Genomic DNA, 16,377 nt, shown 5'->3' on the forward strand with positions numbered 1-16,377 from the left:
CGGAGCGTGGCGCAGCCTGGTAGCGCACCTGTTTTGGGTACAGGGGGTCGGAGGTTCGAATCCTCTCGCTCCGACCATTTCCAGAAAATGACGGATAATGTGCGGCTGAAAAGCCTTCGCGGCCCTGCATGCGGATATCCACGTGTTCTGCGGCGGCGCCGACCACCTCAGGGTGCGACTCGCGACGCGAGCCAGCCCGGATTTCGACCACCGCGGGAGATTCCCTCAGCCACAATATCTTGTGACACCAACCACCCCGGACACTGCATCCTCGCTATATATGGGGAGGGCTGATGCAGCCCTGCCACGCCGCTGTCTTAAAACTGTAACATCCGGTGAATATCCTTACCGGGCTGTCTGTGGCGTTTACCTTTTGATAACGTTTGTCTCAGAAACCGGCGCGGGTTTGTGGATAAACTCAGGTGATACCTCAAGACGGGCACCTAAAGCTGCTGGTCTAAACGGAAAATCCGGACGGTGTTTCGGAGGGGTTTTCCACAGCTGACGGCGTCGCTGATACCGTGGGTTGTGATCTGAATCACGTCGCCGTGAGCGGTGCTTAAATCCGGCCTTCCGTCAAGCCGGTAAGTTTTAAAAAAGTCTAAAAATATCGTTGACCCACCAGGGCAAGATACGTCAGTTTGTGCAGGCCGACGATGACGCCACAACATGTAGTGGTTAAACGCACAGGGGCGGATCGACGGGACAGGGGCATCAAGACGATCAGTATCTGACCGATCTGAACTATGCCGGGGCACGCTTATGCGCTGCTGCGGACCGGTTCGCTGTGCCCCCGGACCTGCGGCAACGGGCTGGGCACCGGGCGCAATGACGCACGGGGCTCGAAAAAGAGACATGCTGGATACGAGGCAGCGCACATGAAAATTGAACGCAAATTCACCAAAGTCGGACAGGACGCCTACGCGGACCTGGAATTCGTGACAACCGCTTCGGAAATCCGCAATCCGGATGGCACCATCGTGTTCCGCCTGGACGAAGTCGAAGTGCCCGGCTCCTGGAGCCAGGTGGCCAGCGACGTCATCGCCCAGAAATACTTCCGCAAGGCAGGCGTGCCCACAACGACCCGCAAGGTGAAAGAAAAAGGCGTTCCGGAATTCCTGTGGCGCTCAGTGCCCGCAGAGGGTGCCACCATGGGCGGCGAGACTTCCTCCAAGCAGGTGTTTGATCGTCTGGCCGGCGCCTGGGCCTACTGGGGCTGGAAGGGCGGCTACTTCTCCTCCGAGGAAGACGCCCAGGCCTATTTCGACGAAATGCGCCACATGCTGGCCAGCCAGCGCGCGGCGCCCAACAGCCCGCAATGGTTCAACACCGGCCTGCACTGGGCCTACGGCATCGACGGCCCCGCCCAGGGCCACCACTATGTCGACTATAAAACCGGCAAGCTGACAAAATCCAAATCCTCTTACGAACACCCGCAGCCGCATGCCTGCTTCATCCAGTCGGTGTCTGACGACCTCGTCAACGACGGCGGCATCATGGACCTCTGGGTACGTGAGGCGCGGCTTTTCAAATACGGCTCCGGCACCGGCACCAACTTCTCGTCGCTGCGTGCTGCTGGCGAAAGCCTCTCGGGCGGTGGCCGTTCCTCCGGCCTGATGGGCTTCCTGAAAATCGGCGACCGTGCCGCAGGTGCGATCAAATCCGGCGGCACCACGCGCCGTGCGGCCAAGATGGTGATCGTCGATGCGGATCACCCGGACATCGAGGATTTCATCAATTGGAAAGTGATCGAAGAGCAGAAAGTGGCGAGCATCGTCGCAGGCTCCAAGATGCACGAGCAAAAGCTCAACGGGCTGTTTGAAGCGATCAGAACCTGGGACGGTGCCGAAGCAGACGCCTATGATCCGGCCAAAAACGACGCCCTGAAACAGGCGATCCGCGAGGCGAAAAAGGTTTCAATCCCGGAGACTTACGTCAAGCGCGTGCTGGACTATGCCAAGCAGGGCCACACCTCGATCGAATTCCCGACCTACGACACAGACTGGGACAGCGAGGCCTATAACTCGGTCTCCGGCCAGAACTCCAACAACTCCATCCGCGTGACCAACGCATTCCTGACGGCCGTCGAGAAAGACGCCGACTGGGAACTGATCAACCGCGTGGACGGCCAGGTCACCAAAACCGTCAAAGCCCGCGATCTGTGGGAACAGGTCGGCCATGCCGCCTGGGCCTGCGCCGATCCGGGCATCCAGTACCACGACACGGTGAACGACTGGCACACATGCCCCGAAGACGGCGAAATCCGCGGCTCCAACCCGTGCTCCGAATATATGTTCCTCGATGACACGGCCTGTAACCTGGCGTCGATGAACCTGCTGACCTTCCTTAAGGACGGCGAGTTCCAGGTCGAGGACTACATGCACGCCACACGTCTGTGGACCGTGACGCTGGAAATCTCTGTGATGATGGCGCAGTTCCCGTCCAAAGAGATCGCACAGCGTTCCTATGACTTCCGCACGCTGGGTCTGGGCTATGCAAACATCGGCGGTCTGCTGATGAATATGGGCTACTCCTATGACAGCGACGAAGGCCGCAGCCTCTGTGGTGCACTGACCGCGATCCTGACCGGTGTGTCCTATGCCACCTCCGCTGAAATGGCGGGCGAGCTCGGCCCGTTCCCGGGCTATGACAAGAACGCCGAACACATGCTGCGGGTCATCCGCAACCACCGCACGGCGGCGCATGGCAAGGTCGGCGGTTATGAGAAGCTCTCGGTGAAACCGGTGCCGCTCGACTATAAGAACTGCCCTGACGAGAAGCTGATCGAAGTGGCACGCGGTGCCTGGGATCAGGCGCTGGAGCTGGGCGAGGCGCACGGTTACCGCAACGCACAGGTTTCCGTGATCGCACCCACCGGCACCATCGGTCTGGTCATGGACTGCGACACAACCGGTATCGAGCCCGACTTTGCCCTGGTGAAGTTCAAAAAGCTCGCAGGGGGTGGTTACTTCAAGATCATCAACCAGTCCGTGCCGGCGGCCCTTGAAAAGCTGGGCTACGGTTCTGCCGAGATCGAAGAGATCGTGGCCTATGCCGTGGGTCACGGCACCATCGGCAACGCGCCGGGCATCAACCACACCACGCTGGCGGGCCACGGTTTCGGTGCCAACGAGCTGGCCAAGGTGGATGCGGCACTGGCCTCGGCTTTTGACATCCGCTTTGTATTCAACCAGTGGACGCTGGGCGAAGAGTTCTGCCAGCAGGTGCTGGGCATCCCGGCGGACAAGCTGAACGACCCGTCCTTTGACCTGCTGCGGCACCCGGGCTTCAGCAAAAAGGACATCGAGGCGGCCAACGACCACGTCTGCGGCACCATGACCCTGGAGGGCGCGCCCTTCCTCAGGGAAGAGCACCTGTCTGTCTTTGACTGTGCGAACCCCTGCGGCAAGAAGGGCAAGCGCTTCTTGAGCGTGAACAGCCACATCACCATGATGGCAGCGGCCCAGTCCTTCATCTCGGGTGCGATCTCCAAGACGATCAACATGCCCAACGATGCAACGATCGAGGACTGCCAGAAGGCCTATGAACTCAGCTGGTCGCTGGGCGTCAAAGCCAACGCGCTCTACCGTGACGGCTCCAAGCTCAGCCAGCCGCTGGCAGCTGCCCTGGTCGAGGATGACGACGACGCGCAGGAGGTGCTGGAAAGCGGCTCCATGCAGGAAAAAGCCACCGTGCTGGCCGAAAAAGTGGTCGAGAAGGTGATCGTCAAGGAGATCATCAAGTCGCACCGCGAAAAGATGCCTCAGCGCCGCAAGGGCTATACGCAGAAGGCCATCGTCGGCGGTCACAAGGTGTATCTGCGCACCGGCGAGTATGAAGACGGCAACCTGGGCGAGATCTTCATCGACATGCACAAAGAGGGTGCGGGTTTCCGGGCGATGATGAACAACTTCGCCATCGCGGTCTCGGTCGGTCTGCAGTACGGTGTGCCGCTTGAGGAGTTCGTTGACGCCTTCACCTTCACCAAATTCGAGCCTGCGGGCATGGTGCAGGGCAACGAAACGATCAAGAACGCCACGTCGATCCTCGACTATGTGTTCCGCGAACTCGCTGTGTCTTATCTCGACCGCACCGATCTGGCGCATGTCGCACCCGAAGGTCACACCTTTGATGACCTGGGCCGTGGCGAGGAAGAGGGCGTGAGCAACGTCTCTGAACTCTCCGACACAGCGGCCAGCAAATCGCTGGAAGTGCTCAAGCAGATCAGCTCCACAGGCTACCTGCGCAAGCGCCTGCCTCAGGAACTGGTGGTGCTCAAGGGCGGCGCGGACGGCTTTGCCGAGGAAACCGCAGCGTTTGACGGGGCTGCACCGCTGGACGGCACTACAGGCGGGGTCGCCACCATGACCACTACCACGGCCGTCTCCAGCAGCACTGTCAGCATGGACGCCCGGACCAAGGCGAAGATGCAGGGCTACGAGGGCGAGGCCTGTGGCGAATGCGGAAACTACACGCTGGTGCGCAACGGCACCTGCATGAAGTGCAACACCTGCGGCGGGACATCCGGCTGCAGCTGATGGAAAACGCGTCCCTAGGGGACGTGTAGGGGGCCCTGAGCCAGCAATGGCCCAACCCCCGACGAATACCGGAAAGGGCAGGGTGGGACCTTGGCCTTCCAGTTACCCGGCGGGGCAGGACCCCGCAGGTTTTCGGATGAAAACCCGCTTTGTTCTGCGCCGCGAGAAACCGAAGGGTTTCTCACGGGACACGGGGCGGATGCGTTCGCTCCTGACGACGTTCAGGCCGCAGGCAGAAAAATACCGAGCGGTTAACATATTGAGCCTGAACGGCGAAACTCCCAGGGGTGCTTCGGCACCCCTTTTCTTTCCCGCCAGCCGGGTGCAGAGACGATAAACTGCAACTGAAATCTGTGTGAGAATGCGGCCCGTTTTTCTGGCGGCAACGTCATGTGCAAGTGAACGGCACCTCCGGTAGCAAACAGGCATCCCGATCCCGGGACCCTTAAAAACGGAGATCACCATGCTCAGAAAACCCCTTCTCGCTCTTGGTCTTGCCGCCGGTATGGCGCTGACGGCCCAGACGGCCACGGCCGGTAACCAGCTCGCTGTTGCGATCGGCGGATATGACACAGTGTCCTATCACAGCGGAACACCCACGCAGGGCGAAGCACGCTTCAACTACTTCTGGAACGGCGCTGTCTGGTACTTCAGCAGCGAGGAAAACCGCGACGCCTTCAAGGCCGACCCGGCCTCCTATGCCCCCGCCTATGACGGCTATTGCTCCTGGGCGGCCAGCCAGGGCTACAAAGCGCCGGGCGACCCAACCGTCTGGCAGGTGGTTGATGGCACACTCTACGTCCAGGTCCACCCCCGGGCCCAGACCCTCTGGCAGGAAGATATCCCGATGTACATCACAGCGGGTGACGAGAACTGGCCGCGTATTCATCCGTTCTGACCCCTCGCAACGCGACACGTGGCCAGGGCCCGGGCGACTCACCGTCGTCCGGGCTTTCTGCATCTGCAGGTTCCCGCCGATGCCGGATTTCGGCGGTTCGGTGCCGGAACCACCAACCGTCGGTCATGGATTGCCGAAAAACGCACCGGCAGGATTTTGCCCGGCAGAGACAAGCCGACCGTTAACGCCCAAACCCGCGCGCCCATGCCGGTTTTGAGCGATCTGCGGGGCAGGGGATGTCGCCGCACAAACGCGGTGCCATGTGAAGGGCGCGGAGATGTTCCGCTTAAAAATGGGAGTAACCAACATGACCAGAACAACTCTTACCTCGATCGTCCTTGCCCTGGGTGTCGCCGGTGCAGCCAGCGCCGCAACAGAGGCAGATGCCAATGGTGACGGCGTTCTGACCATTGACGAAGTGCAGGCCGTGATGCCCGACATCACAGCCGATGCCTTCAACACCATGGACCTGAACGCGGATGGCGCACTGGATGCGGCAGAAATCCAGGCCGCGCAGGAAGCGGGCCTGATGCCTGCCTGATCCCCAGGTGTCCTGACCCCGGTCGCTGCCCTGTGACCGGAGGGGCACAAGGCGCCCCCGGTGCGATACCGCACCGGGGGTTGCTTTTTTGAGTGTCATGCGGAAACCCCGGATCACTTATCGCTGTCCGGAGCTACAGATTTCGGCGGGATACGCGATGTTTCAGGTTTTTCGTCAGACGCCTTATGCCGGCAGATAAATGTTGAACCGCGCCCGCAGCGCGGCATCCAACGCCGGATCAAACCGGGCCGCTGACCGTTTCGCCAGAATCTCGTCCTTGCGCTGGCGCGCCTTTTCGATGAGATCCGGCTTGCCGTTTTCTGTCCATTCCTTGGGCGAGGTCCGGTCCCCCAGCGCGGGGTAGACATGGTCCGCCTCCATCCGGCCCAGGGTCTGTTCCGTGCCCAGGTAATGGCCCGGCCCGCCCACACAGACCTCGCGCATCTGATCCAGGGCCAGCGTCTCGTCATTGACCTCGATCCCGCGCACACAGCGCATTGCCTGGCCAATCAGATCATCCCCCAGAATCAGGGATTCGTGGCAGAAGCCCAGCAGGGATGCGTGCATGCCCGCCGCCTCATAGACCATGTTCAGCCCCGACAGCCCCGCCATGACGTTCGAGCACATCTGCTCCCAGCCCGCCTGCATATCCGGCAGTTTCGCGTCTGCGATACCAGCGGCGGCACCGCCGGGCAGGTCATAGTATTTGTGCATCTGGGCGCAGCCTGCCGTCAGCAGCGCCTGTTCGCCGGACCCGCCCGTCATGGCCCCGGTGCGCAGGTCGAGACCAAAGGGCCAGGTGCCAAAGACCGCCGGATGCCCCGGTTTTACCGCCTGGACATACACAAGCCCCGCGAGGCATTCGGCCACCGCCTGGACAATGGCACCGGCCACTGTCGAGGGCGCTGTCGCACCGGCCATCCCGGCCGACAGCAGCAGAACAGGCATGCCTGCGTGGATACAGGCCTCCATCGTCTCGCAGCTTTCGGTGGCGAATTTCATCGGCGGGACCACAAAACAGTTTGAGTTCAGCACAAAAGGCCGCTCGCGCCATTTGTCCTCACCGCCCGCGATCATGTGCAGCATCTCGACACAGGGGCCGACATTGGCGGGATCGGAAAAGGAGGTGCCAATGTGTTTTGTGGTGCCCGCGCAGGTCGCATAAATGGTGTTCAGGTCCATCTCCAGATTGTCCGCGATGTCGCGGCAGACCATCGGGCGCTGGAGAAAGTGTATATTATCAAGCACATCCGTGATGCGTGCTGCATCGTGCAGATCCTGCACGCCGCATTCGCGGTAATTGCGGCCATCGGCTTCCACAAGGTGCACCGCAGCACCCGCAGTGCCGTAGTGAACACGGTTGCCGGACAGTTCCAGGTCCTGCGCCGGGTCGCGCCCGAAGAGTGTGATCGTGCGGTTGGCTGAGGCAATGGCGTCCTCCACCAGGGCGCGCGGAAAGCGCAAACGGCCGTCATCGCCCAGGATGGCACCCGCGGCGGTCATATAGTCGATGCCTGACTGCGGGGCATCCACCAGACCGATGTCTTCCAGCGCCTCCAGGGCTGCGGCGTGGATGCGGTCCATGTCGGCGGGGGTCAGGGGTTTATACTGGCCGCCGTCCATGCCGGGGCGGATCGGGCGCATGTGATCAGGCAGGGCGCGGGCGCGCGCCGCACGGCGGGCCGAGCGGCCCCCGCTGCGGGTTTTTACGGATTGTGTCATGTTGTCTGGTCCGGAAAAGGGAAAACTCTGGGGTCTGGCGGATCAGCGCCTGCCGGGCCTCCCCGTGCAGCGCGCCCGCGCTCCGCACCGATAGTGCGGACCACCAGTTTGATTTTGCAGCAAACGCCCTGCATCTCCGGCCTCCCTTTACTGTGACAGGCTGACGCAGGGGGGCTTCCCTGTCTGGTCTGTTTGCGACCTCGTGAACTTTTTTCCAGCGCCGGGGAACCGGCGGGAAATGGCCGGGTAAAGCGTTGTGGTGGCAGCGTTTTGCCGGAAAAACCCCCGTTCCGGCGGGGTTGTGCCGCCACTGCCTGGCGCGCCTTGAACCCACCGGGGGGATGCACAGTTGGGTCAGTACCGGGCGGCGGTTGTGCCGGCCGGAAATGGCAAGGAGACAGTCATGAAAAAGACAAGAGCATTCTGTGCCGCATTGATCGCGGCGGGCGTGGCGGTCACGGCGGCGAGCGCGGGATCACCCGCAGCTCCGGTGATCGAGACGGTGCCTGCGGCACCGCTGCCCGAGCCGGTCTACACCGGTGGTCAGTGGACCGGTGCCTATGCCGGTGCCCAGCTTGGCTATGGTGACGTGAGCGGTGACGGCACGCTGGATGGCGTGGACGGCGACGACACGCTTTATGGTGTGCACCTTGGGTACAACTACGATTTCGGTGCCTGGGTCAGCGGCGTCGAGTTTGACTATGACGAGGCCGATATCGACATCGGGACAGGTGCCGCCACGGTCGAGGATGTGACCCGCCTCAAGGTCAAAGCAGGCTACGACATGGGCCGCTGGCTGCCCTATGCCACCGCCGGTGCTGCGCGGGTGAACACCACAGCCGGCGATGACACCGGGCCCTTTTACGGTCTGGGCGTCGCCTGGCAGGCCACCGAGCGCATGACTGTCGGCACAGAACTGCTGCGCCACAACTTCAGCGATCTGGGCAACGCCGCCGGTGCGGATGCGGATGCCACAACGCTGACTGTGCGGGCCTCTCTCCGGTTCTGATCCGGACAGGCCGCACCGGCCCGGATGTCTCTCCCCCGCATCCGGGCCACTTCAGGCCGCGAGCGTCTCCGCATGGGCGCAGAGCTGGCGCAGGGATGTTTCAAAAGCGTCATCTGCAACGGTCATCGCCACCCGGATATGGCCCGCTGCCGCACTGCCGAAACTCTCGCCCGGCATCACCGCAATGTGGTGCGCATCGAGCAGGCTGTAAGCGAAATCCTCGCCGCTCATCCCCGTCGCACGCACATCCAGCATCAGATACATCGCCCCCTGTGCGGGCACGAGCGCCACGGTATTCTGTGCGGCCAGCACCTCATGGGCCAGCGCCCGGCGGCGGCGGAACGGCTCTGCGATCTCTGCCTCAAAATCCGCTCCCTGGTTCAGCGCAAAAAGGCCTGCATCCTGGATGAACCCCGGGACGCCATAGGTGGTATTCGTCGCCAGATTGATCAGATTGCCGATCACCTCTTCTGGACCGACCAGCCAGCCACAGCGCGACCCGGTCATCGCATGGGATTTCGACAGGGACCCCACCACCAGCGTGCGCTCCGCCATGCCGGGCAGGCTGCGCGGGCTCAGATGATCGCCCTCCCAGACCTGGGTGTCATACACCTCGTCCGAAATCAGCCACAGATCGCGCTGCCTGCAGACCTCTGCGATCCCTTCCATCGTGGCGCGCGAATAGACCACCCCCGTGGGATTGTTCGGACTGTTGATCAGCAGCGACCGCGCGCCTGTCGCATGGGCGTCAATGTCCGCCGCACGGGGTTGGAACGCGTCCGCGGCGCGGGTGGTGATCACCTGTGGAACGGCACCTGCGGCGCGCAGAGTGCCGGGGTAGGTGGCGTAATAAGGGTCGATATAGAGCGCCGTGTCGCCCGCGTCGCAGGCGGCAATATGGGCGGAAAAGAGCGCGGACTGACCGCCCGGCGTGATCAGCACATTGTCAGGCGTTGTCGGCACGCCGGTGCGCGCCGCGACGCGCGCCGCTACCGCCTCCCGCAGGGGTTCCGCGCCGGGGATCGCCGCATATCCGGTGTTGCCGGCCAGCGCACGCGCGTGCATTTCCTGCAGGATGGGCGCTGCGGTGCGGATGTCATGCTCGCCGATCGTCAGCTCGGTCACGGGCGTGCCCGCCGCAATCATACGGCGCGCCTTCAGAAAGACGTCCCAGCCGTCTGACCCACCGCCGTTGATCCCTGTAAGGCGCTGTGAAAGCTGCATCTCTGCCTCCGTTGTGGCGCCCTGTAAGGGCGCGTGACTGCGACCCCGCAGAGGCGCAGAAAGATCCTGCGGGCAGGGGCGCAGAGCGCGCGCGATTCTGTCAATCGGCCTTGACCGGCGCGCCCGCGCCGTGCCACATGGGGCCATGACCCGTACAACAATCATTTGCTGTATTATTTGCTGAACGCTTCCATGCGGGCAGTTCTGGTCGTTTCCATTCTGACAGATGATTGCTATGCCCGCGCTGACCCCCTGCGCCAAGGACACCTGTCATGACGACACTCACGCTCCACAACACCCGGACCCGCCGCAAAGAGGTCTTTGCGCCCATCGACCGCCGGAACGTGCGCATGTATGTCTGTGGGCCGACGGTCTATGACCGGGCGCATCTGGGCAATGCGCGGCCCGTGATTGTCTTTGATGTGCTCTACCGGCTGTTGCGGCACGTCTATGGCGCGGCGCATGTGACTTATGTGCGCAATTTCACGGATGTGGATGACAAGATCAACGCGGAGGCACAGCGCCGCCGCGAGGCCGGTGCGCCGGGCACGCTGGAGGAGCTGATCCGCGAGCGCTCTGATGAGACCATCGCCTGGTATCTGGAGGACATGAAGGCGGTCGGTACGCTGGAGCCTGATGAGATGCCCCGAGCCACGCAGTACATCGCGCAGATGGTGGCGATGATCCGGGACCTGATCGCAAAGGGCCACGCCTATGAGGCGGAGGGCCATGTGCTTTTTGCCGTCGACAGTTATGAGGCCTATGGTGCGCTGTCGGGCCGGTCGGTCGAGGATATGATCGCGGGCGCGCGTGTTGAGGTGGCTCCCTACAAGCGCAACCCGATGGATTTTGTGCTGTGGAAGCCGTCGGACGCGGAAACGCCAGGCTGGGACAGTCCCTGGGGCCGGGGCCGTCCGGGCTGGCACATCGAATGCTCGGCCATGGCGCGCGATCTGCTGGGGGAGCGGTTTGATATTCACGGCGGTGGGATCGATCTGCAGTTTCCGCACCACGAGAACGAGATCGCCCAGTCGACCTGTGCAGGTCATGATTTCGCGAATGTCTGGATGCACAACGAGATGCTGCAGGTCGAGGGAAAGAAGATGTCCAAGTCGCTGGGCAATTTTTTCACCGTGCGCGATCTGCTGGAGCAGGGTGTGCCGGGCGAGGTGATCCGCTTTGTGGTGCTCAGCACGCATTACCGCAAGCCGATGGACTGGACAGAGAAGAAACGCCAGGAGGCGGAGCAGGCTCTCAGATATTGGATGGATTTGACATGGGAACTGGATCCGACACCACAATCCGATTTGGAAATTGATGGAGCCCTAATTGAAGCACTATGTGACGACCTGAATACCCATCTGGGGTTGACGTACCTGCGGGCATTGCACAACCAACCTCAGAAACTTTTGGACCACGCTCGATTTCTAGGGTTTTTGGGAGATGAAGCGCGGGCTGCTGAAAAAGACTATCGCTCGAAAATCAGCCAGTGTTTTGGAAGTGGCCCAAATGAACAATTGGCCGAGTTGGCTGGTAAACTAGACGAGCTGCGAAACGGCGCCAAAATCTCAAAGGATTTCAGTAAAGTCGATGCTTTGAAGCAAGCTCTTTTATCAGCCGGCATCGAGGTTCGCATGACTAAGAATGGCGTGGAACTAAATGTCACGCCTGACTTCGACGCCTCAAAGCTGGAAGCTCTCAAATGACCCCGCTCCGATCACAGGACAGCGCCTGGCCGCGGGTGGGGGTGAAGCCCCCGCCCGGGGGGCGGCCGGGGGCTGTCCGGGCCGCTGGCCCGGACGGGCTGTGATCTGTGGGTCCCCGTTTCATACAGCGCGGGCTCAAACAACACTCCTGACCTGGTGCCAGACAGGTGTTTCCTGTCAGCATGTGGCAACCCCGACAGCCCCCACCAACCCTTACCAGTCCGCAAACACACCGCACGCCACGCACCGACGTAATACCGACGTTAAACCGACGTGGTACCGACGCCGCACCGACGCCCCGGAAACACCTGGAAAAACCGCATGACCCGAGAACGTCTTTATCTCTATGACACCACCCTGCGGGACGGCCAGCAGACCCAGGGCGTACAGTTTTCGACGGATGAAAAGCGCAGCCTTGCGGAGGCGCTCGATGCCCTGGGCGTCGACTACATCGAAGGCGGATGGCCCGGGGCGAACCCTACCGACAGCGCGTTTTTTGATGCGGCCCCGGCGACGCGCGCGCGCATGACCGCGTTCGGCATGACCAAGCGCAACGGCATGTCGGCAGACAACGACGATGTGCTTGCTGCCGTGATGAACGCGGGCACCGGTGCCGTCTGTCTGGTGGGGAAAACACATGATTTCCATGTGCGTGCGGCGCTCGGGGTTGAGCTGGATGAAAACACTGAAAATATTGCGAAATCTATGGCGCATATCGTGGATCAGGGGCGCGAGGCGCTGTTTGATGCGGAACATTTCTTTGACGGCTACAAAGCCAATCCCGGCTACGCGCTGACCGCATTGCGGGCGGCCCTTGAAGCCGGTGCCCGCTGGATCGTGCTCTGCGATACCAACGGCGGCACGCTGCCCGACGAAGTGGGCCGCATCACAGCCGAGGTGATTGCCGCGGGTATCCCCGGCGACCAGCTGGGCATCCACACGCACAACGACACCGAAAACGCCGTGGCCTGCAGTCTGGCCGCCGTGGATGCCGGTGCGCGTCAGATCCAGGGCACGCTCAACGGGCTGGGCGAACGCTGCGGCAATGCCAACCTCACAGCGCTCATTCCGATCCTGTTGCTCAAGGAGCCCTATGCCAGCCGGTTTGAGACAGGTGTGACCCGTAACGCCCTGAAAACGCTGACAAGAACGTCGCGGATGCTGGACGAGGTGCTCAACCGTGTGCCCCGTGCGCAGTCTGCTTTTGTGGGCTCATCCGCCTTTGCTCACAAGGCCGGTCTGCACGCCAGCGCGATCCTAAAAGACCCCACTACCTATGAACATATTGACCCCTCGGACGTGGGCAACGCCCGCATCATTCCGATGTCCAACCAGGCGGGGCAATCCAATCTGCGCGAACGTCTGGAGGGCGCGGGGCTGCAGGTGGCCAAGGGCGATCCGGCGCTGGGCCTTATACTCGATACGATCAAGGCGCGCGAGGCCGAGGGCTATTCCTATGACACCGCCCAGGCCAGCTTCGAGTTGTTGGCGCGCTCGGCGCTTGGGCAGATGCCGGACTTTTTTGAGGTCAAACGCTATCGGGTCACCGTTGAGCGGCGCAAGAACAAGTACAACCAGATGGTCAGCCTGTCAGAGGCCGTGGTGGTGGTGAAAGTGGATGGCGAAAAGAAGCTGTCCGTGAGCGAAAGCATGGACGAGGTGGGGTCGGACCGCGGTCCTGTCAACGCGCTGGCCAAGGCGCTCGCCAAGGACCTCGGGCGCTACCAGGACATCATCGACGACATGCGGCTTGTGGACTTCAAGGTGCGGATCACCCAGGGCGGGACCGAAGCCGTAACACGCGTCATTATTGACAGTGAGGACGGGCAGGGGCGCCGCTGGTCCACGGTCGGTGTGTCGCCGAACATAGTGGACGCCTCCTTTGAAGCGCTGCTGGACGCGATCTCGCTGGAAAATCCTTCGGGACAGGGCGCAGATCGCATGAGTGACAGCTATTGGGACGCGTTTTTCACCCTGCACAACGACCTGCCCCGAGAAGGGCCGGGGAGTCTGCGGATGTTGCCTGGGCAACGCAATTGGCAGGTGTCCCGGCGGATGCGCGGATCTGTGACGCGGCCTGTGGTCCGGGCGCGGATATTCCCGCTCTGCTGGCGGCTGCACCAGACGGGCATGTCACCGCGCTCGACAAAGCTGAAGGGTTCGTGAAGCAGGCGCAGGCAGCCCATGGGTCCGATCCCCGCACCACCATTTTCGCGGGCGATATGGCGGCGGTCACCGGCCCGTTTGATCTGATCTGGTGCGCGGGCGCAGTCTACTTCCTGGGGGTCCGGCAGGCGCTTGATGCCTGGAAAAACGCACTTGCACCAGGCGGCGCCGTGGCGTTCTCTCAGGTCTGCTGGTTCATGGATGCGCCGTCTCAAACGGCACAGGAGGGCTGGGCGGAATACGCGGATATGACGGATGAACCCGGTGTTCTGTCTGCTATCGACGCCGCAGGATACGATGTCCTTGGCACACGTCGTCTGAGTGATGCCGCCTGGGAAGCCTACTACGGGCCGATGGATGCACGGATCGCGCAGCTGACACCGGAGGCCGGTCCGGCCCTTGCTGCCGTGTTACAGGAAGGGCGGGACGAGGCCGCGCTCTGGCGCAATCACCGTACTGAATTCGGCTACACGCTCTTTGTTGTAAGGCCGCGATGACCTTCGATGATGACCTGAACGCCTGCGCGGCTCTCGTGCAGAAAGGCGATCCGGACCGCTTTGCCGCCGTGATGGCCGCACCAGTTTCTGCACGCGCGGTGCTCTTTCCGCTCTATGCGTTCAACGTCGAAGTGTCCCGCGCACCATGGGTCACCAAAGAACCGATCATAGCCGAAATGCGGCTGCAGTGGTGGCGGGACGCCCTTCAGGAAATCGCATCCCGCGGCATCGTGCGCCGGCACGAAGTGGTGACATCGCTTGCTCTGGTTCTGAAGCCGGAACAGGCACAGATGCTGGACGCTCTGATCGAGGCGCGCCGCTGGGATATCGGCACAACGGCGTTCGACGACGAAGCCGCACTCTGGCACTACCTGGAGAGCACAACCGGCACGCTGCTCCGGGTGGCCGCTGCGGCATTGGGTGCTCCGGATGCCGATGACCCCGGACTGATGCACGCGGCTCGGGGCATCGCGATGGCCAACTGGATGCGCGCCCTGCCTGCTCTTGAGGCAATGGGCAAACGCCCCCTGCATGACGGCCGCCCGGAAACCCTCGCTGATCTGGCGCAGAAAGCGCTGAATGATCTGGATGCGCCCAAAAAACTCAGTGCCCCGTCCCGGACCGTTCTGCTCTCCGGATGGGCCGCCCGCCGCACGCTCCGCGCAGTCACAAAACACCCTTTGCGCGTCGCCGCGGGAGACCTTGAACCCGCACCCCTGACACGCAGTCTTAGCCTGACCCGGGCACGCCTGGCAGGCCGCATCTGAAACTTTCTTCTGGCCGGAAATATCCCGGGTGAGGCGCGGGACGCGCCGAGGGCAGCGCCCTTATGCGGCGCTCGTCCTGGGGCGCATCATCAGCCAGATCAGCGCGGCACCAGCCAGAACCAGGAACGGCACCATCGCGATGTTGACGGCGGCCCAGCCCTCCTGTGGTGTGCCGCCGGAGCAGTTCATCAGCCCGCCTGACGACAGCGACGCCACGGTCACCCCTCCGAATACCAGCAGATCGTTGATCCCCTGCATCCTGCCACGTTCCTGCGGTGTGTGGGCTCCGGCCAGCATGGTGGTGGCCCCGATAAACCCAAAGTTCCAGCCCAGCCCCAGCAGGATCAGGGCGACAAAGAAATGGCCAAGCTCGACACCTGACAGCGCAACAGCGCCTGCGGCGCCGAGGATCAGAAGTCCCAGCCCCATGATCCGTTCGACGCCGAACCGCACAATCAGATGCCCGGTGAAAAAGGACGGTGCAAACATCGCCAGCACATGGCCGGTGACGACGTTTGAGGCATCGGCCACGGCAAAGCCACAGCCCACGACCGCCAGCGGCGTTGAGGTCATCACGAGGTTCATCAGCGCATAGGAGACCATCGCGCAGATCACGGCGACGGCAATGCGCGGGGTGCGCAGAAGCTCACCGATGCTGCGGCCACGGTCCGTCGTTTCCGCGGACCGGGCAGGGCGGGGAATGTCGAGGAACGCAAAAAGCATCATGCCCATGACGTTCAGGGCAATGGCCGCGATATAGATTGGAAAGAACCGCATGACAGTGGCATCGGGCGTATTGCCGCTCAGATATCCCACCAGCTGCGGCCCGATGATCGCCGACAGCAGACCGCCCGCCATGACGTAGGAAATCGCCTTGGGGCGGAAGGTGTCAGATGCTGTGTCAGCTGCGGCGAACCGGTAAAAACCCTGTGCGGACATGTAGATGCCGGTCAGATAACTGCCGAGCAGAAAGAGCGTGAAGCTTTCAAGGGTCAGCGCCCAGGCGCAGATCGCGGCCCCGATCAGACCGCCGGTCGACCCCACAAGAAACCCTGTCCGGCGGCCGAAACGCTGCATGATGCCGGACAGCCAGGGCGCTGTGGTCATGGAGCCGAAAACAATCATCGAGATCGGCAGCGTCGCAAGACAGACGTTGGATGCCAGCTGCTGACCGGCAAGTCCGCCGATCACAAAGATCATCGTGATCTGACTGCCGAGAAAGGCCTGAGCGAGGACCAGAACGGCGACATTGCGCCTGGCGCGGCTGTCATCTGCGTATTCCATAGTCCTGTCAGTAGTCGCCACGCTT

Annotated in this window: 10 protein-coding genes, 1 tRNA gene and 1 pseudogene; 9 read left to right on the forward strand and 3 right to left on the reverse strand. The window is 62.3% G+C overall.

The features are described from left to right. From ACZ1HA_RS05615 to ACZ1HA_RS05630, 4 genes are all read left to right on the forward strand, one after another. Positions 1 to 77: transfer RNA gene (locus ACZ1HA_RS05615), tRNA-Pro, on the forward strand. A gap of 801 nt (positions 78 to 878) precedes the next feature. Beyond that, entirely contained in the window at positions 879 to 4,538 is a 3,660-nt protein-coding gene (locus ACZ1HA_RS05620; protein WP_472713181.1) for a vitamin B12-dependent ribonucleotide reductase, read from the forward strand. 463 nt (positions 4,539 to 5,001) lie between these two features. Further along, the gene (locus ACZ1HA_RS05625) at positions 5,002 to 5,436 is read left to right on the forward strand and encodes a YHS domain-containing (seleno)protein (RefSeq protein ID WP_472713182.1); all 435 of its coding nucleotides are present in this window, start codon (positions 5,002 to 5,004) and stop codon (positions 5,434 to 5,436) included. Between the two features lie 307 nt (positions 5,437 to 5,743). Further along, positions 5,744 to 5,977, forward strand: coding sequence for a hypothetical protein (locus ACZ1HA_RS05630; RefSeq protein ID WP_436399445.1), 234 nt, complete (start codon positions 5,744 to 5,746; stop codon positions 5,975 to 5,977). Between the two features lie 183 nt (positions 5,978 to 6,160). On the opposite strand, the gene ACZ1HA_RS05635 is transcribed toward ACZ1HA_RS05630, so the two are convergent. Then, complete coding sequence (locus tag ACZ1HA_RS05635; protein ID WP_472713183.1) at positions 6,161 to 7,699, reverse strand: trimethylamine methyltransferase family protein; 1,539 nt, start codon at positions 7,697 to 7,699, stop codon at positions 6,161 to 6,163. A gap of 403 nt (positions 7,700 to 8,102) precedes the next feature. Here ACZ1HA_RS05635 and ACZ1HA_RS05640 point away from each other — a divergent pair, with 403 nt between their 5' ends. Next, positions 8,103 to 8,708, forward strand: a complete 606-nt coding sequence (locus tag ACZ1HA_RS05640) for an outer membrane protein (protein ID WP_472713184.1) — start codon at positions 8,103 to 8,105, stop codon at positions 8,706 to 8,708. A 51-nt stretch (positions 8,709 to 8,759) separates the two neighbouring features. Here ACZ1HA_RS05640 and ACZ1HA_RS05645 read toward each other — a convergent pair whose 3' ends face one another. Continuing rightward, positions 8,760 to 9,932 carry a pyridoxal phosphate-dependent aminotransferase gene (locus ACZ1HA_RS05645; protein WP_472713185.1) on the reverse strand — a complete coding sequence of 391 codons (1,173 nt, stop codon included), beginning with the start codon at positions 9,930 to 9,932 and terminating at the stop codon, positions 8,760 to 8,762. A gap of 272 nt (positions 9,933 to 10,204) precedes the next feature. Between ACZ1HA_RS05645 and cysS the strand changes: the two genes are divergently transcribed. The 4 genes and pseudogenes from cysS (at position 10,205) to ACZ1HA_RS05665 (ending at position 15,068) form a co-directional block, all read left to right on the forward strand. Continuing rightward, the gene (gene cysS, locus ACZ1HA_RS05650; protein WP_472713186.1) at positions 10,205 to 11,638 is read left to right on the forward strand and encodes a cysteine--tRNA ligase; all 1,434 of its coding nucleotides are present in this window, start codon (positions 10,205 to 10,207) and stop codon (positions 11,636 to 11,638) included. A gap of 321 nt (positions 11,639 to 11,959) precedes the next feature. After that, positions 11,960 to 13,583, forward strand: a pseudogene (gene cimA / locus ACZ1HA_RS05655) (citramalate synthase). Positions 13,584 to 13,674: 91 nt separating this feature from the next. Further along, a complete protein-coding gene (locus tag ACZ1HA_RS05660) occupies positions 13,675 to 14,301 on the forward strand; it encodes a class I SAM-dependent methyltransferase (protein ID WP_472713187.1) in 627 nt (208 codons plus the stop codon). Next, positions 14,298 to 15,068, forward strand: coding sequence for a squalene/phytoene synthase family protein (locus ACZ1HA_RS05665; RefSeq protein ID WP_472713188.1), 771 nt, complete (start codon positions 14,298 to 14,300; stop codon positions 15,066 to 15,068). Before ACZ1HA_RS05660 ends, ACZ1HA_RS05665 begins: the two co-directional genes overlap by 4 nt. Before the next feature lie 60 nt (positions 15,069 to 15,128). On the opposite strand, the gene ACZ1HA_RS05670 is transcribed toward ACZ1HA_RS05665, so the two are convergent. Further along, positions 15,129 to 16,352 (reverse strand): MFS transporter, encoded by a 1,224-nt coding sequence (locus tag ACZ1HA_RS05670; RefSeq protein WP_472713189.1) that lies wholly within the window; start codon positions 16,350 to 16,352, stop codon positions 15,129 to 15,131. Positions 16,353 to 16,377: the final 25 nt, after the last annotated feature.

Source organism: Roseobacter sp. S87, from assembly GCF_055693285.1.

Bases quoted from the DNA above. Each gene is read 5' to 3' on its own strand.
- ACZ1HA_RS05670 (WP_472713189.1), bottom strand. From the start codon at position 16,352: ATGGAATACGCAGATGACAGCCGCGCCAGGCGCAATGTCGCCGTTCTG.
- ACZ1HA_RS05645 (WP_472713185.1), bottom strand. From the start codon at position 9,932: ATGCAGCTTTCACAGCGCCTTACAGGGATCAACGGCGGTGGGTCAGAC.
- ACZ1HA_RS05640 (WP_472713184.1), top strand. From the start codon at position 8,103: ATGAAAAAGACAAGAGCATTCTGTGCCGCATTGATCGCGGCGGGCGTG.
- ACZ1HA_RS05620 (WP_472713181.1), top strand. From the start codon at position 879: ATGAAAATTGAACGCAAATTCACCAAAGTCGGACAGGACGCCTACGCG.
- ACZ1HA_RS05665 (WP_472713188.1), top strand. From the start codon at position 14,298: ATGACCTTCGATGATGACCTGAACGCCTGCGCGGCTCTCGTGCAGAAA.
- ACZ1HA_RS05630 (WP_436399445.1), top strand. From the start codon at position 5,744: ATGACCAGAACAACTCTTACCTCGATCGTCCTTGCCCTGGGTGTCGCC.
- ACZ1HA_RS05635 (WP_472713183.1), bottom strand. From the start codon at position 7,699: ATGACACAATCCGTAAAAACCCGCAGCGGGGGCCGCTCGGCCCGCCGT.
- ACZ1HA_RS05625 (WP_472713182.1), top strand. From the start codon at position 5,002: ATGCTCAGAAAACCCCTTCTCGCTCTTGGTCTTGCCGCCGGTATGGCG.
- cysS (WP_472713186.1), top strand. From the start codon at position 10,205: ATGACGACACTCACGCTCCACAACACCCGGACCCGCCGCAAAGAGGTC.